This is a genomic window from Streptomyces sp. NPDC007896 (assembly GCF_042959425.1).
Classification (GTDB): domain Bacteria; phylum Actinomycetota; class Actinomycetes; order Streptomycetales; family Streptomycetaceae; genus Streptomyces.
The window spans coordinates 96264-115619 of sequence record NZ_JBIBKX010000028.1; the positions used below are offsets into that span (position 1 = coordinate 96264).

Here is a 19356-nt window from a genome sequence, read left to right on the forward strand (position 1 = left end):
ACGGCGAAAGCGATGATTCGGAATGGAGAACGAATTCCTGGCATCACGGATGACCACATCGCGATGAGCCGATTCAGCAGTGTGCGCCGATTTCGGCCGAGGTCATCGGCCGGTCCTTGAAGTTGACGTAGCCGTAGCCGGGGTTGTCCTTGTTGAAGCCGGACTGCTGAAAATCGTAGAGGTACCAGACATAGTGGTCGTAGTACTTGTTCTTGAACTGGATTTCCCACCAGCCCTTGGCCTGCTGCTTCGAGGTTCCGCGCTCGAGCCACCCGACACTTCTGGGCGAGATGTTGATCGTGTTGGACTCGGTGTCGGTGTGCGAGTTCTCCCAGCTGTGGCTGTAGCTGGTCTCCACGGAGGCCTCGAAGACCAGGGAGAACTTGTAGGTCGCCGAGACGGAGACGCCGACCGTGTTGCCGGCGGTGGTCGTGTCCGACCAGTCGATCCGGTGCTGGTTGGTGTTGCTCCCGCAGTTGTACGCGGTACTGCCGACCTGGTGCTTCGGCCCGGTGTACCCCCAGTAACTCTGTGGGTGGAACTTGCAGAGACTTGCCCAGTTGCAGGCCTTCAGGAGTTCGGCGTTGGTCGGACTGCTCGCCGCGAACGCCTGGGGGGCCACGAGCAGTGAAGCACCCATGGTCAGAGCTGCGAGCGTCCCGGCCGTACGGGCAATGTGTCCGGCCGATCCGTTCCTGAGGTGCGCGAATACCATTGATCACTCCATGAGGAGGGCGGACTTCGGGGAATGTCCCGCCGACCGCGGCCACGTGCGATCGGCGTTCAACTCGTTCATGAGCCTCGCAGCGTTCCATCAGGGATTGATCAGAGCCGGATCAGAGGTGGCTCACAACCGAGCGGAGCGAGCGCGGCCCGCCCGGCGTCATGAAAGGCCCGTCGGGCTCAGTCCTTGGGGCCGACGGAGTCCTCGATGCGGGCGAGCTGACGGTCGATGTCGGTCAACCACACTTCGAGATCGATGAGTGCGGGCAGGGCCGGGTGGTGCTCCGGCAGCGGCGGGCCAGGGGGACTCCGGCCCGGCGCGAGGCATTCGTTGGTGGTGAAGTACGTGGCGATGCGGTCGGCGTCCGTCGTCAGCTCGGCGGCCGTCCTGCGGACCCATGTGCTCGCGTCCGGCGGCACATCGGTCAGGGGCGCTTCGAAGCAAGGAAGCCGCTGGGCGCCGAGCACCGTGTGGTACGCCACGATGAGCACCCCGTGCCAGTCGGCCTGGGCACCCTCCCAGGCGGTGGGTGGCTCGCTGCGGTACTGCGCGTAGGCGGACTCCGCCAGACGCAGATGACGCAGGGTCGGCAACGTCGCGGGCGCAGACGGTACGGGCGCGGCCAGGAGCGCTTCGGCCGTGGCAGGTATCAGCGCCCCGCACGAGCGCAGCAGGCTCGCCATGGTGCGGTGTACCTCCCTGCGTGCCCCCGCGGGCCAGGCCAGCAGCCCGCACAGCAGGCCGATGACGCTGCCGGTGACGACATCGACGATGCGGGCTTCCGACAGTCGCCAGGAGGTCGGAGTGATCTGGGCGAAGGCGAGGGAGACCACCAGCGTGAAAAGCCCCTGTGCGTAGGCGACTCCGAGCCGTGGGCCCAGAGCGAAGGCGATGAGCATGCCCGGCACGAGCAGGACGGCGTAGGCGTCCAGATGTCGGCCGAGGGCGATGAGCAGCGCACCTGCCGCGACAGCCCCCACCAGGTTGCCGACCATGGCCTGGCGCACGGCCCGCCAGGTGGCGCCGACCGTGGTGCGCCCCAGTGTGAGGACCGCGAGGAGGACCCAGAATCCGTGCGCGAGGTCGAGGGTGCCCGCGACAAGACGGGCGATGGCGAGGCCGCACGCGACCCGTACGGCGTTCTGGAACCACACCGAGCGATGTGTCGCGTTGCCTGCGATGCGCCGCGCCCACAGATGCGTCGTGGGCAGGTCGGCGTACCAGAAGAGTTCGCGGGGCGGGAGAGGCGAGGTTCTGCGCCCGGCGGCGGAGACGCCCAGGGCGGTCACCGCGATCCACGTCGACTCGGCCAGTGTCAGTTCCGTCGCCTGTCGCCGCAGGACGCCGGTGTCCGCGCCCGGTTCCTCCGGGTCGGCCGCACGGCGGATCCGTTCCGCCTGGAACTGGCGGATCGCGCTGTCGAGCGCGTCGGCCGTCGGTGGACGCTCACCGGCGCGCAGGGCCGCACCCGTGTCCTTGCACGTCCGCGCGACGCGCTCACGGAGCGCGGCGGACGATCGATCCGTGCGCGGCGCTGCTCCAGAAGACACGGATGTCGCACTCCGCGACGCCAGCTGGTCCACTACCCGGCGGACCGCGGCTCCCGCCTGTGCCAGGGCCCGGTCCCGGCGCCCCGGGCCGGTCGGGCGCTCACCTGGGGAAACCTGCGACAGCCGCATCCCCTCGCTGAGATCACGCAGCCTCGCGACGGAGACGCGGGCCGGATCGGCCGCTGCCGCGGCGGCCGTCTCCAGCGCGTCGGCGAGCAGGATCCGGAAGCCAGTGGCAGGTGGACCGGACAGCACGAACACCTGGCACAGAGTGAGGAGTACGACGCCCACGGCCACGCCCGTCAGCCGTGCGCCCAGCGTCTGAGGAGCGTACGGCGGGAAGCAGGCGAGGATGTAGAGGAGTTGGAGGCCGGGGGCTGGACCCGCCGTACGCGGTCCGGCCACCACAGTGAAAGCCAAAAGGAATCCGACGATCAGCATGCCTGCCACGGCGGCCGCCGTGCTCACCGCGAGTGCCGTGCCCAGCGCGACGAGAACCACTCCGAACGGCAGGGTCCGCAACGTGATCCATGCCTGCTGCCGGCCTGTCCCGGGAATGGTGGACAGCAGGCCGAGCGCGATCGGTGTGAACAGTGCGTACAGCGCCGCCACGGGTTGCTGAAGGCCGTAGAGGAACGTGTAGAAGCCGACGCTCGCCGAGCAGGTGACCTGGATCGACCGTCGTACGATCGCGCCCCCGCCCGGCCCCGGCGTCATGCGTGCTCGCCACCCGCGCCGGTACGTGCACCGAGGACGGCCCCTGACGGCGATGGCGGCTGTCCGCGCATGGCGACGTTCCTCTCGGCAGGCGCCGCGTGTCCTCGACGACCGGGCCTGTGCCTATTTTCGGCCCTCTGAAGGGTCGGCGCACGTCCGGCGCCGGTGGGCGGGGCACCTCAAGGGCCCCGCCGAACCGGTCCGGCAAACCGTCAGGCGGTCAGGTCGTCAGGCGGTCAGGTCGTCAGCAGGCGCCCTCGTCCTGCCAGACCCCCCACTCGGAGGCAACGGGAGTCTCGTTCTGAGTCCACCACTTGGCCTTCCAGTTGTGGTTGTTGTACGACACCTCGTTGCCGGCGGTGTAGACCGCGGTCGAACTCCAGGCCGGCTTGCACCCGGCGCCCGGGGGCGTCGGCGTCGGCGTCGGCGTCGGGGTGGGAGTCGAGGAGGGCGGCGTGGCCCCGGCGAACTTCACCGAGTACTTGGCGAAGTCCCAGGAGTTCTGCGCCACGCTGGAGCAGGTGCCCGAGGTCCGGCCACCGTTGTCGGCCGGGGTGCACTGGCGGTCGCGGTTGAGGGACCAGAACGTGAAGCGGTCCATGTTGTGGCTGGTGGCGTAGTCCAGCACGGTCTGGAAGTCGGCCTGTGTGAAGTACTCGCCGGTGTCGCTGCGCCCGTTCATCCCGGAGAAGCCCTCGTGGGCGTACGCGGTCGCCTGGTCCCATCCGAAGGTGGACTGCAGGATCTGGTTGAAGTTGGTCAGCGCGCTGGTCTGCGAGGCCGCGCCGCTGAAGCCGCCGTCGAACGGCATGATGGAGAAGTTGTTCGGGGTGAAACCCTGTGACTTCGCCTCCAGCAGCATCTGCTTGCCGAACCAGCCGGTGCCGTCGGCGGTGCCGGCGGTGGTGACGGAGACGTAGAGCCCGGGGTTGTTCTGCTGGAGGATCTTTGCGGCGCCGATCTCGTTCTTGATGGCCGCCGTGTTCTCGTACTCCGGCTCTTCGAGGTCGAAGTCGATGGCGTGCAGTCCGTACTTGGTGATGACCTGCTGGTACGCCGCCGCCGTGGCAGCCGCGTCCGAGCACACCTGGCCGAGCTTGGTACCGCCGTAGCCGCCGATGGAGACGGAGACGTCCCCGCCCTTGGCACGGATGGTGTTGACGACCGACTGCACGGCGGTGTCCGAGGAGACCGCGGCCGTACCGCCCCATGTGGGGCTGCAGCCGCCGCCGTTGGGGGCGAGGACGAAGGCGAGCTGGAACGCCTTGAGGCCGGTGGCGTCCATGATGGCGGCCGGGTCCGGTGGGTCGTTGTCGAGCGGCATCAGGTAGGGAGCCGCGGCGTACCAGCGGTTGCCGAGTGCGGAGGTCGCGCCGGAAGCGCTGCCCGCGACCAGTGCGGTCGCGCCCGCTGCGGCGAGTCCAACGGCGGCCGCCGCGCCCAGACATGCGCGAAGACGTCTCACTGCGTGCCTCCAGGGAGTGGGGAGAGTCGCCCCAGCTTCCTGTAGGTGTTGCGTCCATGCCAATAGATTGGCCTAGACCAGATAACTTTTGGACTAGACCATACGATTTCTTTACCTCTCGGGTCAGCCCCTCGCCCGCGCCCTGACATGTGCCGGGTACCACTTCGTGAAGCGGATCGCCGCGACCAGCAAGGCGATCGGGATGACCCAGTTGAGCCAGTCCGACCCCGACTTCACGTGCAGTGCGAGCAGTCCCAGCAGGGCCGTCGCCAGGAACACCCCGCCCCACATCGCCGTCAGGATCCGGTTGGTGCGCCGGAACAACGGTGAGTCCCAGTACCTGCGGGGCACCGACTCACGTGCGTACTGCTCGGTGAACGGTGTGAAGGCGAGGGAGCCGAGTGCCACGACGGCGATCACTCCGTTGGACAACGTCTGCGCGTAGGTTTCCAACCACATCAGGTCCTGGCGGTCCACCACGAGCCCGAGTACGAAGATGACGGCGAAGAACACCAGACTCGCCGCCTCCAGAATCTTGAAGCTCCCGCGCCGCAGGTCGGGCACATTGAGCACAAGGGCAGCGATGAGCGCGGCCAGTGCGGCGTATTTCCACGTACTGGGGCTCGCCACCACGTCGAAGATGATCCAGGGGGCGAAACCGAGGAAGACACTGTTGGTGCGCAGGACTTCGCGGCTGGACGTATCAGCCTGCGCATCGGCCGCCGGCATTCCGGACGGCGGCATTCTCGACGGCGCAGACTCGTGGCTCCCCGTCGCTCCGCGTCCTCGATTCGCATCGGGTTGAGCCATCGGACACCTCCGCGGACGGCGCCTCCATGTCGGAAACCGAGAGCGCGAGGAAACCCCCGGCCGGGCGCTGAGGCGAGGACCTCCGCTTCTCATGCTGCGACCGCCCCAACCCCGCCGCATCCGCTGCGGAAGTCCCCCGGTGTCTGTTCGGCACTCCGTTTGCAGGCGGCAGACCCGCGTCGCGCACCTCATGGGCTCCTTCGCCCCGGTCACCGAAGAGGCCGACGTCATCGATCCGGAGGTCCAGGGGCGCCTGCCGAACGACCTGAACGGGCTGTACCTGCGCAACGGCCCCCATCCACGCTTCAGCCCCATCGGCTCGTCAGGCCGGCCCGGTGAGGCGGACGCGCCGGACCCGACGGTGACGCTCGACTACGTACAGTGGCCCCGGTTGGCACTCGGTGACTCCGAGACGTCGGGCTCGGGACGTGCGGCCGACAGGGAGGGCGGCAGCGGTCTGGCACGAGCCGTGATCGATCCGGCCGCCGGGACCATGCGGCGCACCCTGCTCGACGACTCCCATGTGGAGTTCCCGCGCGTCGACGACCGCCTGATCGGCCGCCGACACAGCCGCTGCGCGCTGGCAGCGCGTACCCCTGGTGCGGAACTCCTCTCGGGCGAATTCGACGCGTTGCGCTGGTACGACACCCAGGGCGCCGCGGGCTCGTGGCCTGCGGGGAACCTCTTGGTCGGGGAACCGGTGTTCGCACCGGTGCCGGGTGACCCGTCGGAGGATCACGGCTACTGGATGACGTACGCGACGGACAGAACGGACGGGACGAGTCGGCTGCTGGTCTCGGTCGTCCTTCAGGTAGGCGTCCCAGCGGCGTGACGTAGGGTGAGCGCCGGGGTGGAAGACCGGAGGGGGCATGTGGTGGCACCGGAACCGGTGCGGTTCGCGGTACTTGGACCGGTTCGGGTCTGGCGGGCGGGGACGGAGTTGCACCTCGGGCGTCCGCAGGAAAGGGCGCTGCTGGCCCTGCTGTTGGTACGGGCAGGGCAACCCGTCTCCATGAGTGAGATCGTCGACGTCCTGTGGGGCCGGCGTCCGCCGGACACCGCGGTCAATGTGGTCCACCGGCATGTCGGGGCACTGCGCCGCCTGTTGGAGCCCGGCCTTCCCACCCGGGCACCGGGCCACTGGCTGCTCCGGGACACGGGCGGATACCGACTGGTGGCCGACAGCGGCTCTCTGGACCTGTTGCGCTTCCGTGCGCTGCGGGTCGAGGGCCGGCGGGCCGCCTCGGACGGGGCGCCCGCACTGGCCGTGGATCTCTTCACCGAGGCGTTGTCGCTGTGGCAGGGGCCGGCCGCCCACGGGATCCCCGTGGAGGCGCGCGCACACGCGGCGTTCGGCTCACTGGACGACGAGCGCCTCGCGACCGTGAAGGAGGCCGCCGATGTCGCGCTGCGTGCGGGCGTGCCGGGTGTGGTCCTCCCCCAGCTCCGGGAGGCCGCTGCCGACAGCCCGTTGGACGAACCGCTGATGGCCAGGCTGATGCTCGCTCTCTCGGCCACCGGTCAGCGGCCTGAGGCGCTCAGCACCTACCTCACCGTGTCGGACCGTCTCGCCGACGAGTTGGGCATCGACCCCGGACCGGAGCTGCGCGACGCCCACCATGCGGTGCTGCGCGACGCGGCATCGACAGCGGCCGGGCCCGGAGCCGGGGCCTCCGAGGCGCGCACCGCCGAAGGTCCGGCGGCCTCGGACCTGGTCGGTCCGCGAGCGGCCTCCCTGCCCGTGCCCGCGCAACTGCCGCTCGATCTGCCGACGTTCACCGGTCGACGGGCCGAACTGGACGAGGCCCTCGCGCCGCTGTCGAGCGAGGGACGGTCCGCCGAAACAGTGGTGATCAGTGCCATCGGCGGAATGGCCGGAGTCGGCAAGTCCACGCTCGCCGTGCACTGGGCCCATCGGGTCACGGACCGCTATCCCGACGGGCAGCTCTACGTCAATCTGCGGGGCTTCGACCCGTCGGGGGCCGTCATGCGTCCCGACGAAGCGATCCGCGGTTTTCTGGACACGCTGGGAGTACCGCCGGAACGCGTCCCGCACGGTCTGGACGCCCAGGCCGCGCTCTACCGCAGCATGCTGGCCGGACGCCGGTTCCTCGTCCTGCTGGACAACGCACGGGATTCCGATCACGTACGGCCGCTGCTGCCCGGCACGCCCGGCTGCCTCACGATCGTCACCAGCCGGAACCAGCTCTCCGGTCTGGTGGCCGCCCATGGGGCCCACTCCCTCACACTGCGTCCGCTCGACACCGACGAGGCACGGGAACTCCTCATCCGTCGGCTGGGGGCCGAGCGGGTCGCCGCCGAGCAGGAGGCGGTGGCGGAGATCATCGCACTGTGCGCCGGGCTGCCACTGGCCCTGGCCTGCGTCGCCGCCCGCGCGGCCGCCCACCCGCACTTCTCGCTGTCGGCCATCGCCGCCGAGCTGCGCGAGGCCCATGGCAGTCTCGACGCCTTCATCGAGGCCGACGCGTCGGCCGATGTCGGCGCGGTCTTCTCCTGGTCCTCCCGCGCCCTCTCACCCGCCGCCGCCCGCCTCTTCCGACTGCTCGGACTGCATCCCGGACCTGATTTCACCGCACCGGCCGCTGCCGCCCTGGCCGGGCTCGCGGTACGGGAGGCGCGGCTGCTGCTGACCGAGCTCTCCCGCGTGCACCTCATCAACGAGCATGCCCCCGGCCGGTACGCCTTCCACGACCTGCTCCGCGCCTACGCCGCCGAACTGGCGCACACCCAGCACAGCGAGGCCGAGTGCCGGGCGGCCGTAGACCGGCTGTTCGAGCACTATCTGTACTCGGCGCACGCCGCCGGTCTGCTGATCGCACCGTACGTGGACACGATGCCGCTCCCGCCTCTCCCCGAGGGGGCCCGCCCCGAACCACTCGCCGACGACGAGTCGGCTCTGACCTGGCTGGCGGCCGAGTACGCGGTGCTGCTCGCCGTCATCGACGCGGCCACGAGCTCCGGTTCGGACCGCCTTGTCTGCCTGCTCGTCTCGTCCCTGGAGCGGTTCTTCGACCGGCAGGGGCACTGGCACGACTGGGTGGTCGCCCAACGGACCGCGCTCGACGCCGCACTGCGGCTGTCCGACCCCGTCGTGGAAGCTCACGGCCTGCTCGGACTGGCCCGGGTGGAAGGCCGGCTGGGCCTGCGCGACGAAGCCGGTGCCCACCTCGACCGTGCCCTGGAACGCTTCACCGAACTCGGAGACGACGTCGGACGGGCCTACGTCCACCTGAGCCTCGGCTGGGAGGCCGAGCAGCACGGTGACCTCCCCGGGGCCCTCCGTCATGACCAGCTGGCCCTGGACCTCTTCCGGGCCACCGGTCGACAGGCCGCGCAGGCAACCGCCCTCAACGCGGTCGGCTGGGACCACGCGACGCTCGGGGATCACCAACAGGCCCTCAGCCACTGCCTCGAGGCCTTGACCATTCAGCGGGATCTCGGAGACCGCATCGGTCAGGCCGCCACCTGGGACAGCATCGCCTACGCCCACCACAGCCTCGGCGACCACCCGCAGGCACTCACCAGTTACCGCAACGCTCTCGCCATCTTCCGGGACCTGGGCGTGCCGTCCGAGGAGGCCGGAACCCTCGTCCGTATCGGTGACACACACCGTACGACAGGCGACCACGAGGCCGCCCGCGCCGCCTGGCGCAGCGCCCTCGCCCTCTTCACCGAACTCGCCCATCCCGACGCCGAGCGGGTCCGTGCCCGGCTCGATGAACTCGGCGAACCGCACGGTGACGTGTGACGGGAACCGTGCCCCGGGAATCTCGGTCCCGGGGCACATATCGGTCAGCTGAGTGAGCTGTCTATCGAGGACAACGGCACGGAGAACAGCACCCGTTGCGGAATCGCGGTGTCGGTTCCTGTCCAGTGCCCCGCGCTGTCGGCCGCCCATTCGGTGAGCGTCCACACCCGGCCCGTACTCCACCAGTAGGACATGCTCTCGGTGTGCTGGCCCCAGCAGGCGTACATGATGTCCTGCCCGCAGTTGGCGGCCGCCGTGGCTCCGCTGGTGTTCTGCCGCCACAGGATGCCGTGCTGGCCGACACCGCCGCGCGCGTCGTCGACGTAGAAGTTCGGTGTGCCGCCGCTGGTGGCGCTGTGCGACAGCACGCCCTGCAGCCCGACGGCGTTCGTCTCGTACGCCGCCGAGGCGTTCACGTGGCTGCTGCTGGCCGTGGCGAGGTAGCCGGGGTCGGAGCTGAAGTCGTACCGCCAGATGCGGGCCGGCTCCGTGCCGCCGGAGGAGAACCACTCGGTGGCGACCAGGCTGTCGGGCACGCTGCTGCGGTCCAGCGAGATGGAGCCGAAGCACGGCCGGGAGTCGTCGTTGGTCGAACTACAGGCCCCTCCGGCGAGGCTGTAGGAGCCGACGGCCGGCATCACGTACTGGTAGCCGTCCGCCGACCATCCGCCACTCACCTTGCCGACCGCGGAGCTGTTGACGGTCGCCTGGAGGATGCGCTTCATGTCGAAGATGTACATCACGTTGTTGTCGGAGTCCTTCTCCCACGACGTGACGATCAGCTTGTCCTGGTACCAGACCATGCCGCCCATATGGGACTGAAGCGCGCGGTAGTCGGTGCCGCCGTTGAGCGGGATGACCGGCAGCACCCAGCGGTACTTGAGGTTGTTCGGGTCGTTGGCGTCGATGAAGGCGATACGGCCCATGTGGTCGGTGGTGGTGGTGCCGTTCTGGCCCCAACCGGACAGGATGACCTTGTTGGTGCCCCACACGCCGTCGTTGTCCGCGTCTCCGGAGGAGGTCACGGACTGCGGCAGCCAGTCCTGTGTCACCGCGTCACCGGTGTCCCAGCAGTACGCGGACTCAGCGGTCGGTTTCACCGGCAGGGCGGCGGTCTCGGTGCTGTTGCAGTTCGCCGCGTTCCGCATCGGGTGGTTGGCACTGGCGAGGACCTGGTCGACCCCGCGGGAGGTGCCCATCTCGCTCGCCAGGTTGTCGAGAGAGGCCGTCGGGACCCGGTGCTCGACCAGTTGGAGCTTCGCCAGCTCCGAGGACGAGGTGATCGTGGTCAGCTTGTTGGTGTTGTCGCCGGGGGCCGCCTGAGCGGTGCCCGCCGACACCAACAGCATGGCCACCGCCAAATACGCGGTGGCCGCAGCGGGTCTCAGGCCCTTTTTGAATATTCCGTTGATCTTCACCTGCCAGATGCTAGGGCGTTGTTGACCCCTGTTCTCGGTGATTGAGAACGGAACTTCACCGTTCGTCAGGTCGCACTCCCGCCTCCGGGTCGGGCGGTGTCGTTCGAGGTTGTTTCGGGTTTGGTGTGGAGGACTTCGCGGGCCTGTTCGGCGGCGCGGGTGATGCTTTCGCTGATGAAGTCGAGGAAGCGGGCGATGTTCTCCAGGCGGGCGGCGGCGGGGGTGTGGGGGCCGAGGACGGCCACGCCTTGGCGTGCGGTTTCGACGAGCTGGTCGTTGGATCGGGCGCTGGCGATCGTCGCCTGGTAGAAGAGTTCGTCGTCGACGACGTAGCGGTCGCGGCGGCGTTCGTCGCGTTCTCTGCGGACGAGGCTCTGGCTCTCCAGGAAGGCGATCGCCTTGGAGATGGACGCTGGGCTGACCTGGAGGCGCTGGGCGAGTTGGGACGCGGTGAGGCTGCCCGCGTCGGTGGTGAACAGGCAGGTCAGCACCCGGGCCGTCATCTTGGTCAGGCCCGAAGCCATGAGGACGGTGGTGAACGTCTCCTCGTACTCGGCCACGGCCTCGGCATCGCGTCCGTGCGGCTGGGGGACCGACTCCCATCCTTGGGAGGAGGCGGGCCTGCGCCGGTGGGCGCGGCGTTCGGTGGCGCGGTGGGCCAGGTCGGCGCGGTAGGCGGTGGGGCCGCCGTTGCGCATCACCTCACGCGTGATCGTCGAGGTCGGACGGTCGAGGCGTCGGGCGATCTCGGCGTAGGGGAGGCTGTCGGCCAACCCCAGCGCGATCTGCTGGCGTTCCTGCTGGGTGAGCCTGCCTCCCGGCATCGCGATCTCCTTGGTGATCCTTCGTGGCGGTCCTTGATCCCCTCACCATAGCGTTCACTTCTCACCCATTGCAATGGCCGTAGCGATTGCCGTTGCGTTGCCCTCAAGGTCATTGCAACGGTTTCATATGTTCTACCTGCACAGATATCGATTCGACGCAACAAGCATGTTGTCGGACTCTGGAAAGCAACGTAGCGTTTCCGATGTCAGAAACAACGAGCGAGCACGGGAGAGCACGATGCAGAAGTTCGACACCCCCGCCCCGATCTCCGCCGTCCTGGACATCCCCGCCGGACGTATCCAGTTCATCGCCGCAGACCGCGCCGACACCACCGTCGAGGTCCTGCCCGCCGACCCCTCCAAGAGCCGCGACACCAAGACCGCTGAGCGGACCACCGTCGCCTACGCCGACGGCGTCCTGCGGATCAAAGCCTCGACCCCCGACAACCGGCTCTTGGGCCCCTCCGGATCTGTGGAGGTCACCGTCCAACTGCCCGCCGGCTCCCGCATCGAGGCCAAGGCCGCCAGTGCCGAGCTCCGCGGCGTCGGACGCCTCGGCGACGTCGCCTTCGAAGGCGCGTACCGCCAGATCAAGATCGACGAGGCCGCGAGCGTCCGCCTCACCGCGATCGACGGCGACGTCGAGATCGGCCGGCTGGGCGGCTCCGCGGAGATCAGCACCGCAAGGGGCGACATCCGGATCACCGAGGCCCTGCGCGGCACGGTCGTGCTCCGCACCCAGTCCGGCGACATCTCGGTCGGCGCCGCCGCCGGCGTCTCGGCCGCCCTGGACGCCGGCACCGACTACGGCCGCGTCAGCAACGCCCTCAAGAACGACGGCACCGCCGAACTCGACATCCGCGCCAGCACCTCCCGCGGCGACATCACCGCCCGCAGCCTCTGAAGGAGCAGAACCAGGACCAACCGGCCGGGCCCACCGCGATCGAGATCCTGTCGGTCGCCGCCGAGGTCCCGGCCGGTCCGTCCGAGGGGCCTGCGATCCACGTCCAGGGCCTGAAGAAGGCGCACAAGACGCTCTCACGCGACCAGGGGGAACACATGACGAAGAACAGCACTTCCTCGACCAGTTCGATTTGGACCGGCATGGTGCCGGTCGACGATACGGCCCTGGCCGTCACCGACACCGGCGGTCCCGGTATCCCCGTGGTCTACCTCAATGGCCAGTTCGCCACTCAGGGGTACTGGCGGCGGGTCATCGACGAACTGGGGTCGGGGTGGCGGCACATCACCTACGACGAGCGGGCCCGTGGCAGATCGAAGCGTTCGGCGGACTATTCCTTCGAGGCGGCCGTCCGGGACGTCGATGCCGTTCTCGCGGCCAGGGGTGTGGACCGGGCGCTGGTGGTGGGCTGGTCCTACGGGGCGGTCGTCGGGGCGCACTGGGCCGGCCGGAATCCGGAACGTGCCTTGGGCGCGGTCCTGGTCGACGGCGCGTTCCCGTACGACTGGCTCGACGAGGCCATGGAGCAGCGGATCCGCAAGCTGTTCGGGCGGATGAGCTGGTTCCTGCCGCTGCTGCGCCCGACGGGCCTGGCCCCGCGGATGAGCGCGGAACAGCAGGCGGACAGCAACATCGAGCTCGGCAGGCTCTCCCGCGAGCGCGAGCTGGGCCCCGTGCTGGACGACATCACCGTCCCGGTGCGGTATGTGGTCGCTTCGGGAACGTCCTTCGGAAGCCGCGGTGATGAACAGGAACGGATACGCACCAGCCTCGACGCGGTGACCGCCCACAACCCGAACATCCAGATCAGTGCGAAGGTCGCCGGCAACCACGGCGCGATCCTCAAGAAGGACTTCCCGGCCGTCGCCGAGGCCGTACGCGAGGTCGCCGCCCTCGACCGCAGCGGGGCGCTGAAGACACGACCGGCGGACTGACGACAACCGCGCTTGCCGTGGCACATGTCGCGGGCCGGCCTGTGGCGGCACTCTCGCACGGCGGCTGCCGGTTCATCTGTCGGCGGTAGGAGCACTTCGACGAGTGCCACATCCTTCGTGACGCCCGCCGGCGCGCGGCCCGCGGGCGCCCCGAATTCCACCACCACAACGAAGGCGCCCACCTCACCCTCGCCTCTGATATCCCGAAAGGGCCCGCAGTATTGAATTGGCGCACAGGGAAGCGGCGAAACTTGGACCCGCAGTCGCAGTTACGTTCCGAACCAGCCCCTGTATCCCTTTGTCGTTACGTAAGGCGATGAAAGGCCGGAGACGATGATCGAGCGAAGGAAATTCCTCATGGCCGGTGGACTGGGGGGTGCGGCCATGTTTTCGCGAGGTGATCTGGGAACGCGGTCGCATGCGGCGTCGGCTCACCCGCCGGCAGGGTGTGAAGACCCCGCGGGGACGCCGAACACCCCTCCGCTGGAGAAGTTCGTCGACCCGCCGCCCAGGCCGATGACAGCCATCTCGGATCCTTCCGTCTATCCGGGCGCCGACTATTACAAGGCCACGATGCGGCGGCTTGCCCTTACCTGGCCGTCGAACGGCGACGCTACCGGCTGCGCATTCTCAACGCTTCGAACGAGCGTTTCTGGCGGCTGAAGTTCGATGTAGACCCCAGAGACGCACTTCTTGAGCCCCCACTGCCGTTCTGGCTGATCGGCACGGACGGCGGCTTCCGCGCCCCGCTGCACATGCTGGACTTCCTGATCAGTCCAGCCGAGCGGTACGACCTGATCGTCGACTTCAGTCAGGTGCCCATGGGCACGAAGGTCAAATTGACGAACTACCCGGGAACGCAGGTCCACTTCCCCGGCATCCCCGGCTGCGGACCTGAAATCGGGGACATCATGGAATTCCGGGTCACCAAGCGACTGTCCGGAGGTGGGGACAGGACGACGCCGCCCGAGAAACTCAAGCTGCAGGCGGTCGCACCCATCGAACCGAAACCGCACACCCGTCGGCGGGAATGGGTCGTGTACCAGCACCAGCTCTACAGGACGATGACGTTCAACGCGGTGCCGTACAAGGAGCCGTCCCAGGACTTCATCAAGGAGGGCTCGACCGAGATCTGGGAGTACATCAATCCCAACCACGACGCCCACCCGATGCATGTCCACCTCGTCAACTTCCAGGTGCTGAACAGGCAGCCGATCGACGCGGCCGCCTACCAGAAGGATTACGACAAGTGGATCCACGGTGGCCGCAAACCAAAGGACCACCCGGTGTTGGCCAACTACTTCACCGGCCCGCCGGTTCCGCCGGACCCGGACGAAGCGCTGTCCTACAAGGACACGGTCAAGGCCCCTGCGCAGATGGTGACCAGAATCATCATTCAGGAATTCATCCCGCCGACGGATGAGATCGCGTCGATTCCGAACAGCGGCGCCGAGCTCCCGGCGACGTACATCCACCACTGCCACCTCCTCGAACACGAAGACGACGACCTGATGCGCCCGTGGACGATCGTCGGCCACGACGGTGGCGACCAGGGCAGCGGCCACGGCGGCAGCCACGGCCACGGTCACTGACGGGATCGATCGACCCGCGTGTGCCGGTGCGCGCCCAAGGGGCCCGGACCGGCACTGCCGCCGTGACCCGCTCCTCCCCGGACCCCTGCAGGTACGGCGCCCGCAAGAGGGCGGATGCTCTCGGCCCTCGATACAGGGCCGTGAGACACCGCTCGCGGCCCTGTCGTGCCTCGAGGTTACGGCTGCTGCTGAGCCGGAATGGGGTGGGCGCCCGCCGGGTGGCGAGCCTTGGAGACGGTCGAGGCTCCGTCGGAGACAGGCGCTGCCACCGCGCGCCACCACGGGGCCTGAGGCAATTCGCCGCCAGGTTCGAAGGGCTGACCCGGTATGGGCACGGCAACCCGAACACCTGCTTCAGCAGCGGCGGCGTACGTGCGCTCGGCGGGCTCTTCCCACGGATGCGGGGCCAGGTTGAAGGTCCCCCAGTGGATCGGCAGCAGCACGCCGTGCGGCTCGCCTCCGGCCAGGTCGAGGTGGGCACGGAGGCCCTCCTCCGGTGTCATGTGGATGTCCGGCCAGAAATCGCTGTAGGCGCCGATCTGCATCATCACCGCGTCGAACGGACCGTGCTCCGCCCCGATTTCGGCGAAGCCGGGAAAGTAGCCCGTGTCCCCACTGTGGAAGACCCGGTGCCTGGGACCGGCCGCCACCCAGGATGCCCAGAGCGTCCGGCGGTGCAGGGCTCGTCCGCAGAAGTGACGGGCGGGTGTGGCAGTCAGTGTCAGGCCTGCGACCTGTGTCGACTCGTGCCAGTCCAGTTCCGTGATCCGCCCGGGTGCGACTCCCCAGCGCTCCAGGTGCGCCCCCACGCCCAGCGGGGCCGCGAACTGGGCGCCCGTGCCGGCGAGGGCGCGGATGGTGGGCATGTCCAGATGGTCGTAGTGGTCGTGGGAGATCACCACCACGTCCACGGGGCCGAGGTCCTCAAGAGGCAGCGGGACCGGGTGGAGCCGCCGGGGTCCCGCGAAGCCCACCGGCGAACAACGCTCGCCCCATACCGGGTCGAACAGCACCCTTGCGCCGTCGATCTCGGTGAGAACGGTGGAGTGCCCCGTCCAGGTCAGTCGCAGACCGGATTCCGGCGCCGTGTCGGGTCCCGTGAGGGCCGGTCGGTGCAGGGGGATCGCCGCGCCCGGCCTGCGACGGACGCGATCGGCCCGGTGAATGTTCGTCCGGGCCAGGTCGAGCGCGGAGCCGGAAGCCATGGTCAGGGTGACCGTCGGGTTGCGGAAGCTGCCGTCGGCGTACTGAGGAGATGCCTGCATACGCTCCAGTCGTGCACCGGTGGGGATGCCGCCGAAGGCGGCGGGGCGAAGCAACCGCCCGAGGCGCGGCAGAGGCATGAGAGGTCTCCGTAGTGATAGCCGGGTGGGCCGAGGCTGTGATGAGACGGGAGGTTCACTGTCGACCTGACGCCTCGACGAACAACCCTCGGGGTTTCCGCAGGATCTGCGACTGAATGTAGTCACTGGAAACAATGATGTCAACGACAACAATGATGCCAGTGTCTACATCTTCTGCATGTCGGCTTCGCGCCCACGCGCTCCGGCTGACCACCGGTGACCGCCGCCCGGCTCTCGGTACCGTGCGCCGAGGAGAGGATGTGGGCATGGACATTCGGCAGCTGGAGTACTTCCTCGCGATCGTGGATCACGGGGGTTTCAACCGGGCGGCGTCAGCCCTGTACCTCTCGCAGCCGTCGCTTTCACCGGCCGCTATCCCGGGGTGTCGGTGAACATCCGGGCCGTCTTCACCTTCCGCGACGTCGTCGACGTGGTGCGCACCGGCGCCGCCGAACTGGGCCTGCTCGCCACGTCGGAACCGCTCACCGACAAGGAGGTGGTCTCGCACGCCACAGGGGAGCAGCGTTTCCCGCTGGTCACCCCTCCCGACGGGCCGTTCCCGGCGGGCCGGCCTCGCCTGCGAGGAGCTGGCCGGGCAGCGGCTGATCGTGGGGCAGCGGGGCACCGGGATGCGGGCCTACGTCGACGGGCTGCGCGAGCGCGGCATCGGCTTCGCCATCGCGGCGGAGACCGAACACCGGGTGGCGATCCTCCCGTTGGTGCTCGCGGGGGTCGGGCTGGCCGTAGTCACCGAGTCGTGGCGCACAACGGCCGAGCGAGCCGGGGCACTGGTCCTGGACATCGAGCCGAGGACGACGTTGCGGATCGCGCTGGTCAGCCGTCACGCCGAGCAGTCCCCCGCCGCCCGTACCTTCGTGACCTGCGCGCTTGAGGCCATCAAGCACATCAGGCACTGATCGTGAACCTTATAGGCCAAGCTTGTAGGGCAGATCGGCAGAGCGTGTTGGACGGACGCGATCCTGCTCGGCGCGGTCGGACGCCCGAGCGTGCCGGACCATGTCTCGCTGTGAGGGCTGCTGATTCCGATCCGGCGCGGTTTCCGGCAGTACGTCAACCTGCGGCCGATCCGTGTCTTCGACGGCGTCGACAGTCCGGTGCGCGGGGCGGTGCCCGGGAAGGTCGACCTCGTGGTCGTACGGGAGAACGTCGAGGGCGAGTACAGCGAGATCGGGGGGCGTCTGCACTGCGGCTTCCCGTCGGAAATGGCCGTACAGGAAGCCGTGTTCACCCGGGCCGGTGTGGCCCGGGTGCTGGACTACGCCTTCGAGCTGGCCGCGCGGCGGGACGGAAGGCTGACCTCGGCCACCAAGTCGAACTGCATCGTGGACATCCTGCCGTTCTGGGGCGAGCTGGTCGCCGGGCGAGGTGCCGGGTATCCGCAGGTGGCGTGGGACCAGGAGCACATCGACGCGCTCGCCGCCAAGTTCGTGCTCGACCCGGCCCGTTTCGACGTGGTGGTCGCCTCCAACCTCTTCGGCGACATCCTGAGCGATCTGGCCGCGGCCGTGGCCGACTCCATCGGCATCGCCCCGTCCGCCAACCTCAACCCCGAGCGCCAGTTCCCCTCGATGTTAGAGCCGGTGCACGGCTCCGCGCCCGACATCGCGGGCCGGGGCATCGCCAACCCGCTGGGCACGATCTGGTCGGCCGCCCTGATGCTCGACCACCTGGGCCACCCCGAGGGGGCCGGGGACATCACCGACGCCATCGCCGCGGTGCTCGCCAAGACCGACGTCCGCACCCCCGACCTCGGCGGCAGTGCCACGACCACCGAGTTCACCGAGAAGCTCCTCGAACTGCTCTGAGCCTCTCTCCCGGCAAGGGCAGCGGATCCCTATGACGGGCGCTCCGAGTTGGTACGCCTCACCCCGGAGGGCGCCAAGGCGCTGTTCGACGGGCTCCAGTCTCAGACTTGCGCCATGCCGCCGTCGACGGTCAGTTCCATGCCTGCGCAGAAGCTGCTCTCGTCGGATGCGAGGAAGACGGCGGCCGCGGCGACTTCCTCGGGACGTCCCATACGTCCGAGCGGGATGACGGATGCGAAGGCCTCCTTGATCGCGTCGACGCCTTCCTTGGAGTCCGCCTGGCTGTCCATGATCGGGGTGTCGATCGGGCCGGGGCTGAGGACGTTGACCCGGATGCCGCGGCCCTTGAGCTCCTTGGTCCAGGTGCGGGCGTAGGAACGCAGGGCGGCTTTGGTGGCGCTGTAGGTGGTGTACCCCTCGACGCCGATGTGGCCCGCGATCGATCCGACGAGGATGATCGAGCCACCGTCGTTCATCAGGGGCAGAGCCTTCTGCGCGGTGAAGAGGGTGCCACGGGCGTTGACGTTGAAGGTCCGGTCGAAGCCCGCTTCGGTGATCCGGCCGAACACCTGCGGATCGACCAGACCCGAATTGGCGACGACGATGTCGATCTTCCCCTTCTCCTCCGCGACGGTCCGGAAGAGCCGGTCGAGGTCGGCGGAGACGCCGACGTCACCTTGGACGGTCGTGACGTTCCTGCCGATCTCATCCTTCGCCTTGTCCAGTTCGGGCCGGCGCCGTCCGGTGATGAACACGAAGGCGCCTTCCTCCACAAACTGTTGCGCCGTCGCAAATCCGATTCCGCTACTGCCGCCGGTGACGACGGCGACCTTGCCGTCCAGCCTGTTCATGGCTGTGACCTTTCATGTGTGCGTCGTATCAGCTCCGGTGCCCGATCCCTGTGCAAAGAGCGGGCGGGTTCAGATGGCGGTGCGGCCGCCTTCGACGGCGATGGTCGCGCCGGTGGCACAGCCGGCCTTCGGCGAGGCGAGGAACGCGACGACCTCGGCGGGCTCGGCCGCGCGTTTCATCGCGGTGGTCTCGGCGAGGGCGTCGAACAGGTCGCAGGCCTCGGGCCGGGTGTGGACGGGACCGGGGGCAACGGTGTTGAAGCGGACGCCGCGGCCGCTGCACTCGGCCGTCCAGCCTCGCGTCAGGGACACCGGCGCGCGGCTTTGGTCGCGCCGTGCGCGGCACCGGTGGCCAGGCCGAGACTGCCGACCATGCTGCCCGTGTTGATTACGCTACCCGATCCCTTCGCCGCCATCGCCGGGGAGAATGCCGCCACGGGAAGAACGGCGCGCGCACGTTGCCTGCGAGCATCGCGTCGTAGTCGGAGACCTTCATCTCCTCGGTCGGTGCCCAGATCGCGCGCCCGGCATCGTTGACCGGATCGCGCGCCCGGCATCGTTGACCAGGACG

The 19356-nt window shown here is 68.8% G+C and carries 15 protein-coding genes and 2 pseudogenes; 7 read left to right on the forward strand and 10 right to left on the reverse strand.

Annotated elements, in window-relative coordinates:
• Positions 1-73: 73 nt before the first annotated feature.
• The 4 genes from ACFZDJ_RS50870 to ACFZDJ_RS50885 all read right to left on the reverse strand — a co-directional run bounded on the left by ACFZDJ_RS50870 (position 74) and on the right by ACFZDJ_RS50885 (position 5185).
• Entirely contained in the window at positions 74-640 is a 567-nt protein-coding gene (locus ACFZDJ_RS50870; protein ID WP_391069779.1) for a hypothetical protein, read from the reverse strand.
• 263 nt (positions 641-903) lie between these two features.
• Positions 904-2991 carry an FUSC family protein gene (locus ACFZDJ_RS50875; RefSeq protein WP_391069781.1) on the reverse strand — a complete coding sequence of 696 codons (2088 nt, stop codon included), beginning with the start codon at positions 2989-2991 and terminating at the stop codon, positions 904-906.
• Between the two features lie 244 nt (positions 2992-3235).
• Positions 3236-4456 (reverse strand): carbohydrate-binding protein, encoded by a 1221-nt coding sequence (locus ACFZDJ_RS50880; protein ID WP_391069782.1) that lies wholly within the window; start codon positions 4454-4456, stop codon positions 3236-3238.
• A gap of 123 nt (positions 4457-4579) precedes the next feature.
• The gene (locus tag ACFZDJ_RS50885) at positions 4580-5185 is read right to left on the reverse strand and encodes a hypothetical protein (protein ID WP_390939225.1); all 606 of its coding nucleotides are present in this window, start codon (positions 5183-5185) and stop codon (positions 4580-4582) included.
• Between the two features lie 271 nt (positions 5186-5456).
• Here ACFZDJ_RS50885 and ACFZDJ_RS50890 point away from each other — a divergent pair, with 271 nt between their 5' ends.
• Positions 5457-6098, forward strand: a complete 642-nt coding sequence (locus ACFZDJ_RS50890; RefSeq protein ID WP_391069784.1) for a carotenoid oxygenase family protein — start codon at positions 5457-5459, stop codon at positions 6096-6098.
• 42 nt (positions 6099-6140) lie between these two features.
• Positions 6141-9035, forward strand: coding sequence for a BTAD domain-containing putative transcriptional regulator (locus tag ACFZDJ_RS50895; protein ID WP_391069785.1), 2895 nt, complete (start codon positions 6141-6143; stop codon positions 9033-9035).
• Positions 9036-9079: 44 nt separating this feature from the next.
• Here the strand turns inward: ACFZDJ_RS50895 and ACFZDJ_RS50900 are convergent, their stop codons facing one another.
• On the reverse strand, positions 9080-10453 hold the full coding sequence (locus ACFZDJ_RS50900) for a hypothetical protein (protein WP_391069787.1): 1374 nt from the start codon (positions 10451-10453) through the stop codon (positions 9080-9082).
• Between the two features lie 65 nt (positions 10454-10518).
• On the reverse strand, positions 10519-11277 hold the full coding sequence (locus tag ACFZDJ_RS50905) for a helix-turn-helix domain-containing protein (protein ID WP_391069789.1): 759 nt from the start codon (positions 11275-11277) through the stop codon (positions 10519-10521).
• Positions 11278-11515: 238 nt separating this feature from the next.
• Between ACFZDJ_RS50905 and ACFZDJ_RS50910 the strand changes: the two genes are divergently transcribed.
• The 3 genes from ACFZDJ_RS50910 to ACFZDJ_RS50920 all read left to right on the forward strand — a co-directional run bounded on the left by ACFZDJ_RS50910 (position 11516) and on the right by ACFZDJ_RS50920 (position 14765).
• Complete coding sequence (locus tag ACFZDJ_RS50910) at positions 11516-12181, forward strand: DUF4097 family beta strand repeat-containing protein (protein WP_390939233.1); 666 nt, start codon at positions 11516-11518, stop codon at positions 12179-12181.
• Positions 12182-12336: 155 nt separating this feature from the next.
• Entirely contained in the window at positions 12337-13173 is an 837-nt protein-coding gene (locus ACFZDJ_RS50915) for an alpha/beta fold hydrolase (RefSeq protein ID WP_391069791.1), read from the forward strand.
• Between the two features lie 755 nt (positions 13174-13928).
• Positions 13929-14765: a multicopper oxidase domain-containing protein gene (locus ACFZDJ_RS50920; RefSeq protein ID WP_391069793.1), complete on the forward strand. Its 837-nt coding sequence runs from the start codon at positions 13929-13931 to the stop codon at positions 14763-14765.
• Between the two features lie 176 nt (positions 14766-14941).
• On the opposite strand, the gene ACFZDJ_RS50925 is transcribed toward ACFZDJ_RS50920, so the two are convergent.
• Complete coding sequence (locus ACFZDJ_RS50925) at positions 14942-16108, reverse strand: MBL fold metallo-hydrolase (RefSeq protein ID WP_391069795.1); 1167 nt, start codon at positions 16106-16108, stop codon at positions 14942-14944.
• 266 nt (positions 16109-16374) lie between these two features.
• Here ACFZDJ_RS50925 and ACFZDJ_RS50930 point away from each other — a divergent pair.
• Positions 16375-17025 (forward strand): annotated as a pseudogene (locus ACFZDJ_RS50930) (LysR family transcriptional regulator).
• A 54-nt stretch (positions 17026-17079) separates the two neighbouring features.
• A pseudogene (locus ACFZDJ_RS50935) lies at positions 17080-17934 on the forward strand (isocitrate/isopropylmalate family dehydrogenase); the annotation flags it as partial.
• Positions 17935-18035: 101 nt separating this feature from the next.
• Here ACFZDJ_RS50935 and ACFZDJ_RS50940 read toward each other — a convergent pair.
• From ACFZDJ_RS50940 to ACFZDJ_RS50950, 3 genes are all read right to left on the reverse strand, one after another.
• Complete coding sequence (locus ACFZDJ_RS50940; protein WP_391069796.1) at positions 18036-18785, reverse strand: SDR family oxidoreductase; 750 nt, start codon at positions 18783-18785, stop codon at positions 18036-18038.
• A 69-nt stretch (positions 18786-18854) separates the two neighbouring features.
• Complete coding sequence (locus tag ACFZDJ_RS50945) at positions 18855-19097, reverse strand: SDR family oxidoreductase (protein ID WP_390939247.1); 243 nt, start codon at positions 19095-19097, stop codon at positions 18855-18857.
• On the reverse strand, positions 19088-19342 hold the full coding sequence (locus ACFZDJ_RS50950) for an SDR family NAD(P)-dependent oxidoreductase (RefSeq protein WP_391069798.1): 255 nt from the start codon (positions 19340-19342) through the stop codon (positions 19088-19090). Before ACFZDJ_RS50950 ends, ACFZDJ_RS50945 begins: the two co-directional genes overlap by 10 nt.
• Positions 19343-19356: the final 14 nt, after the last annotated feature.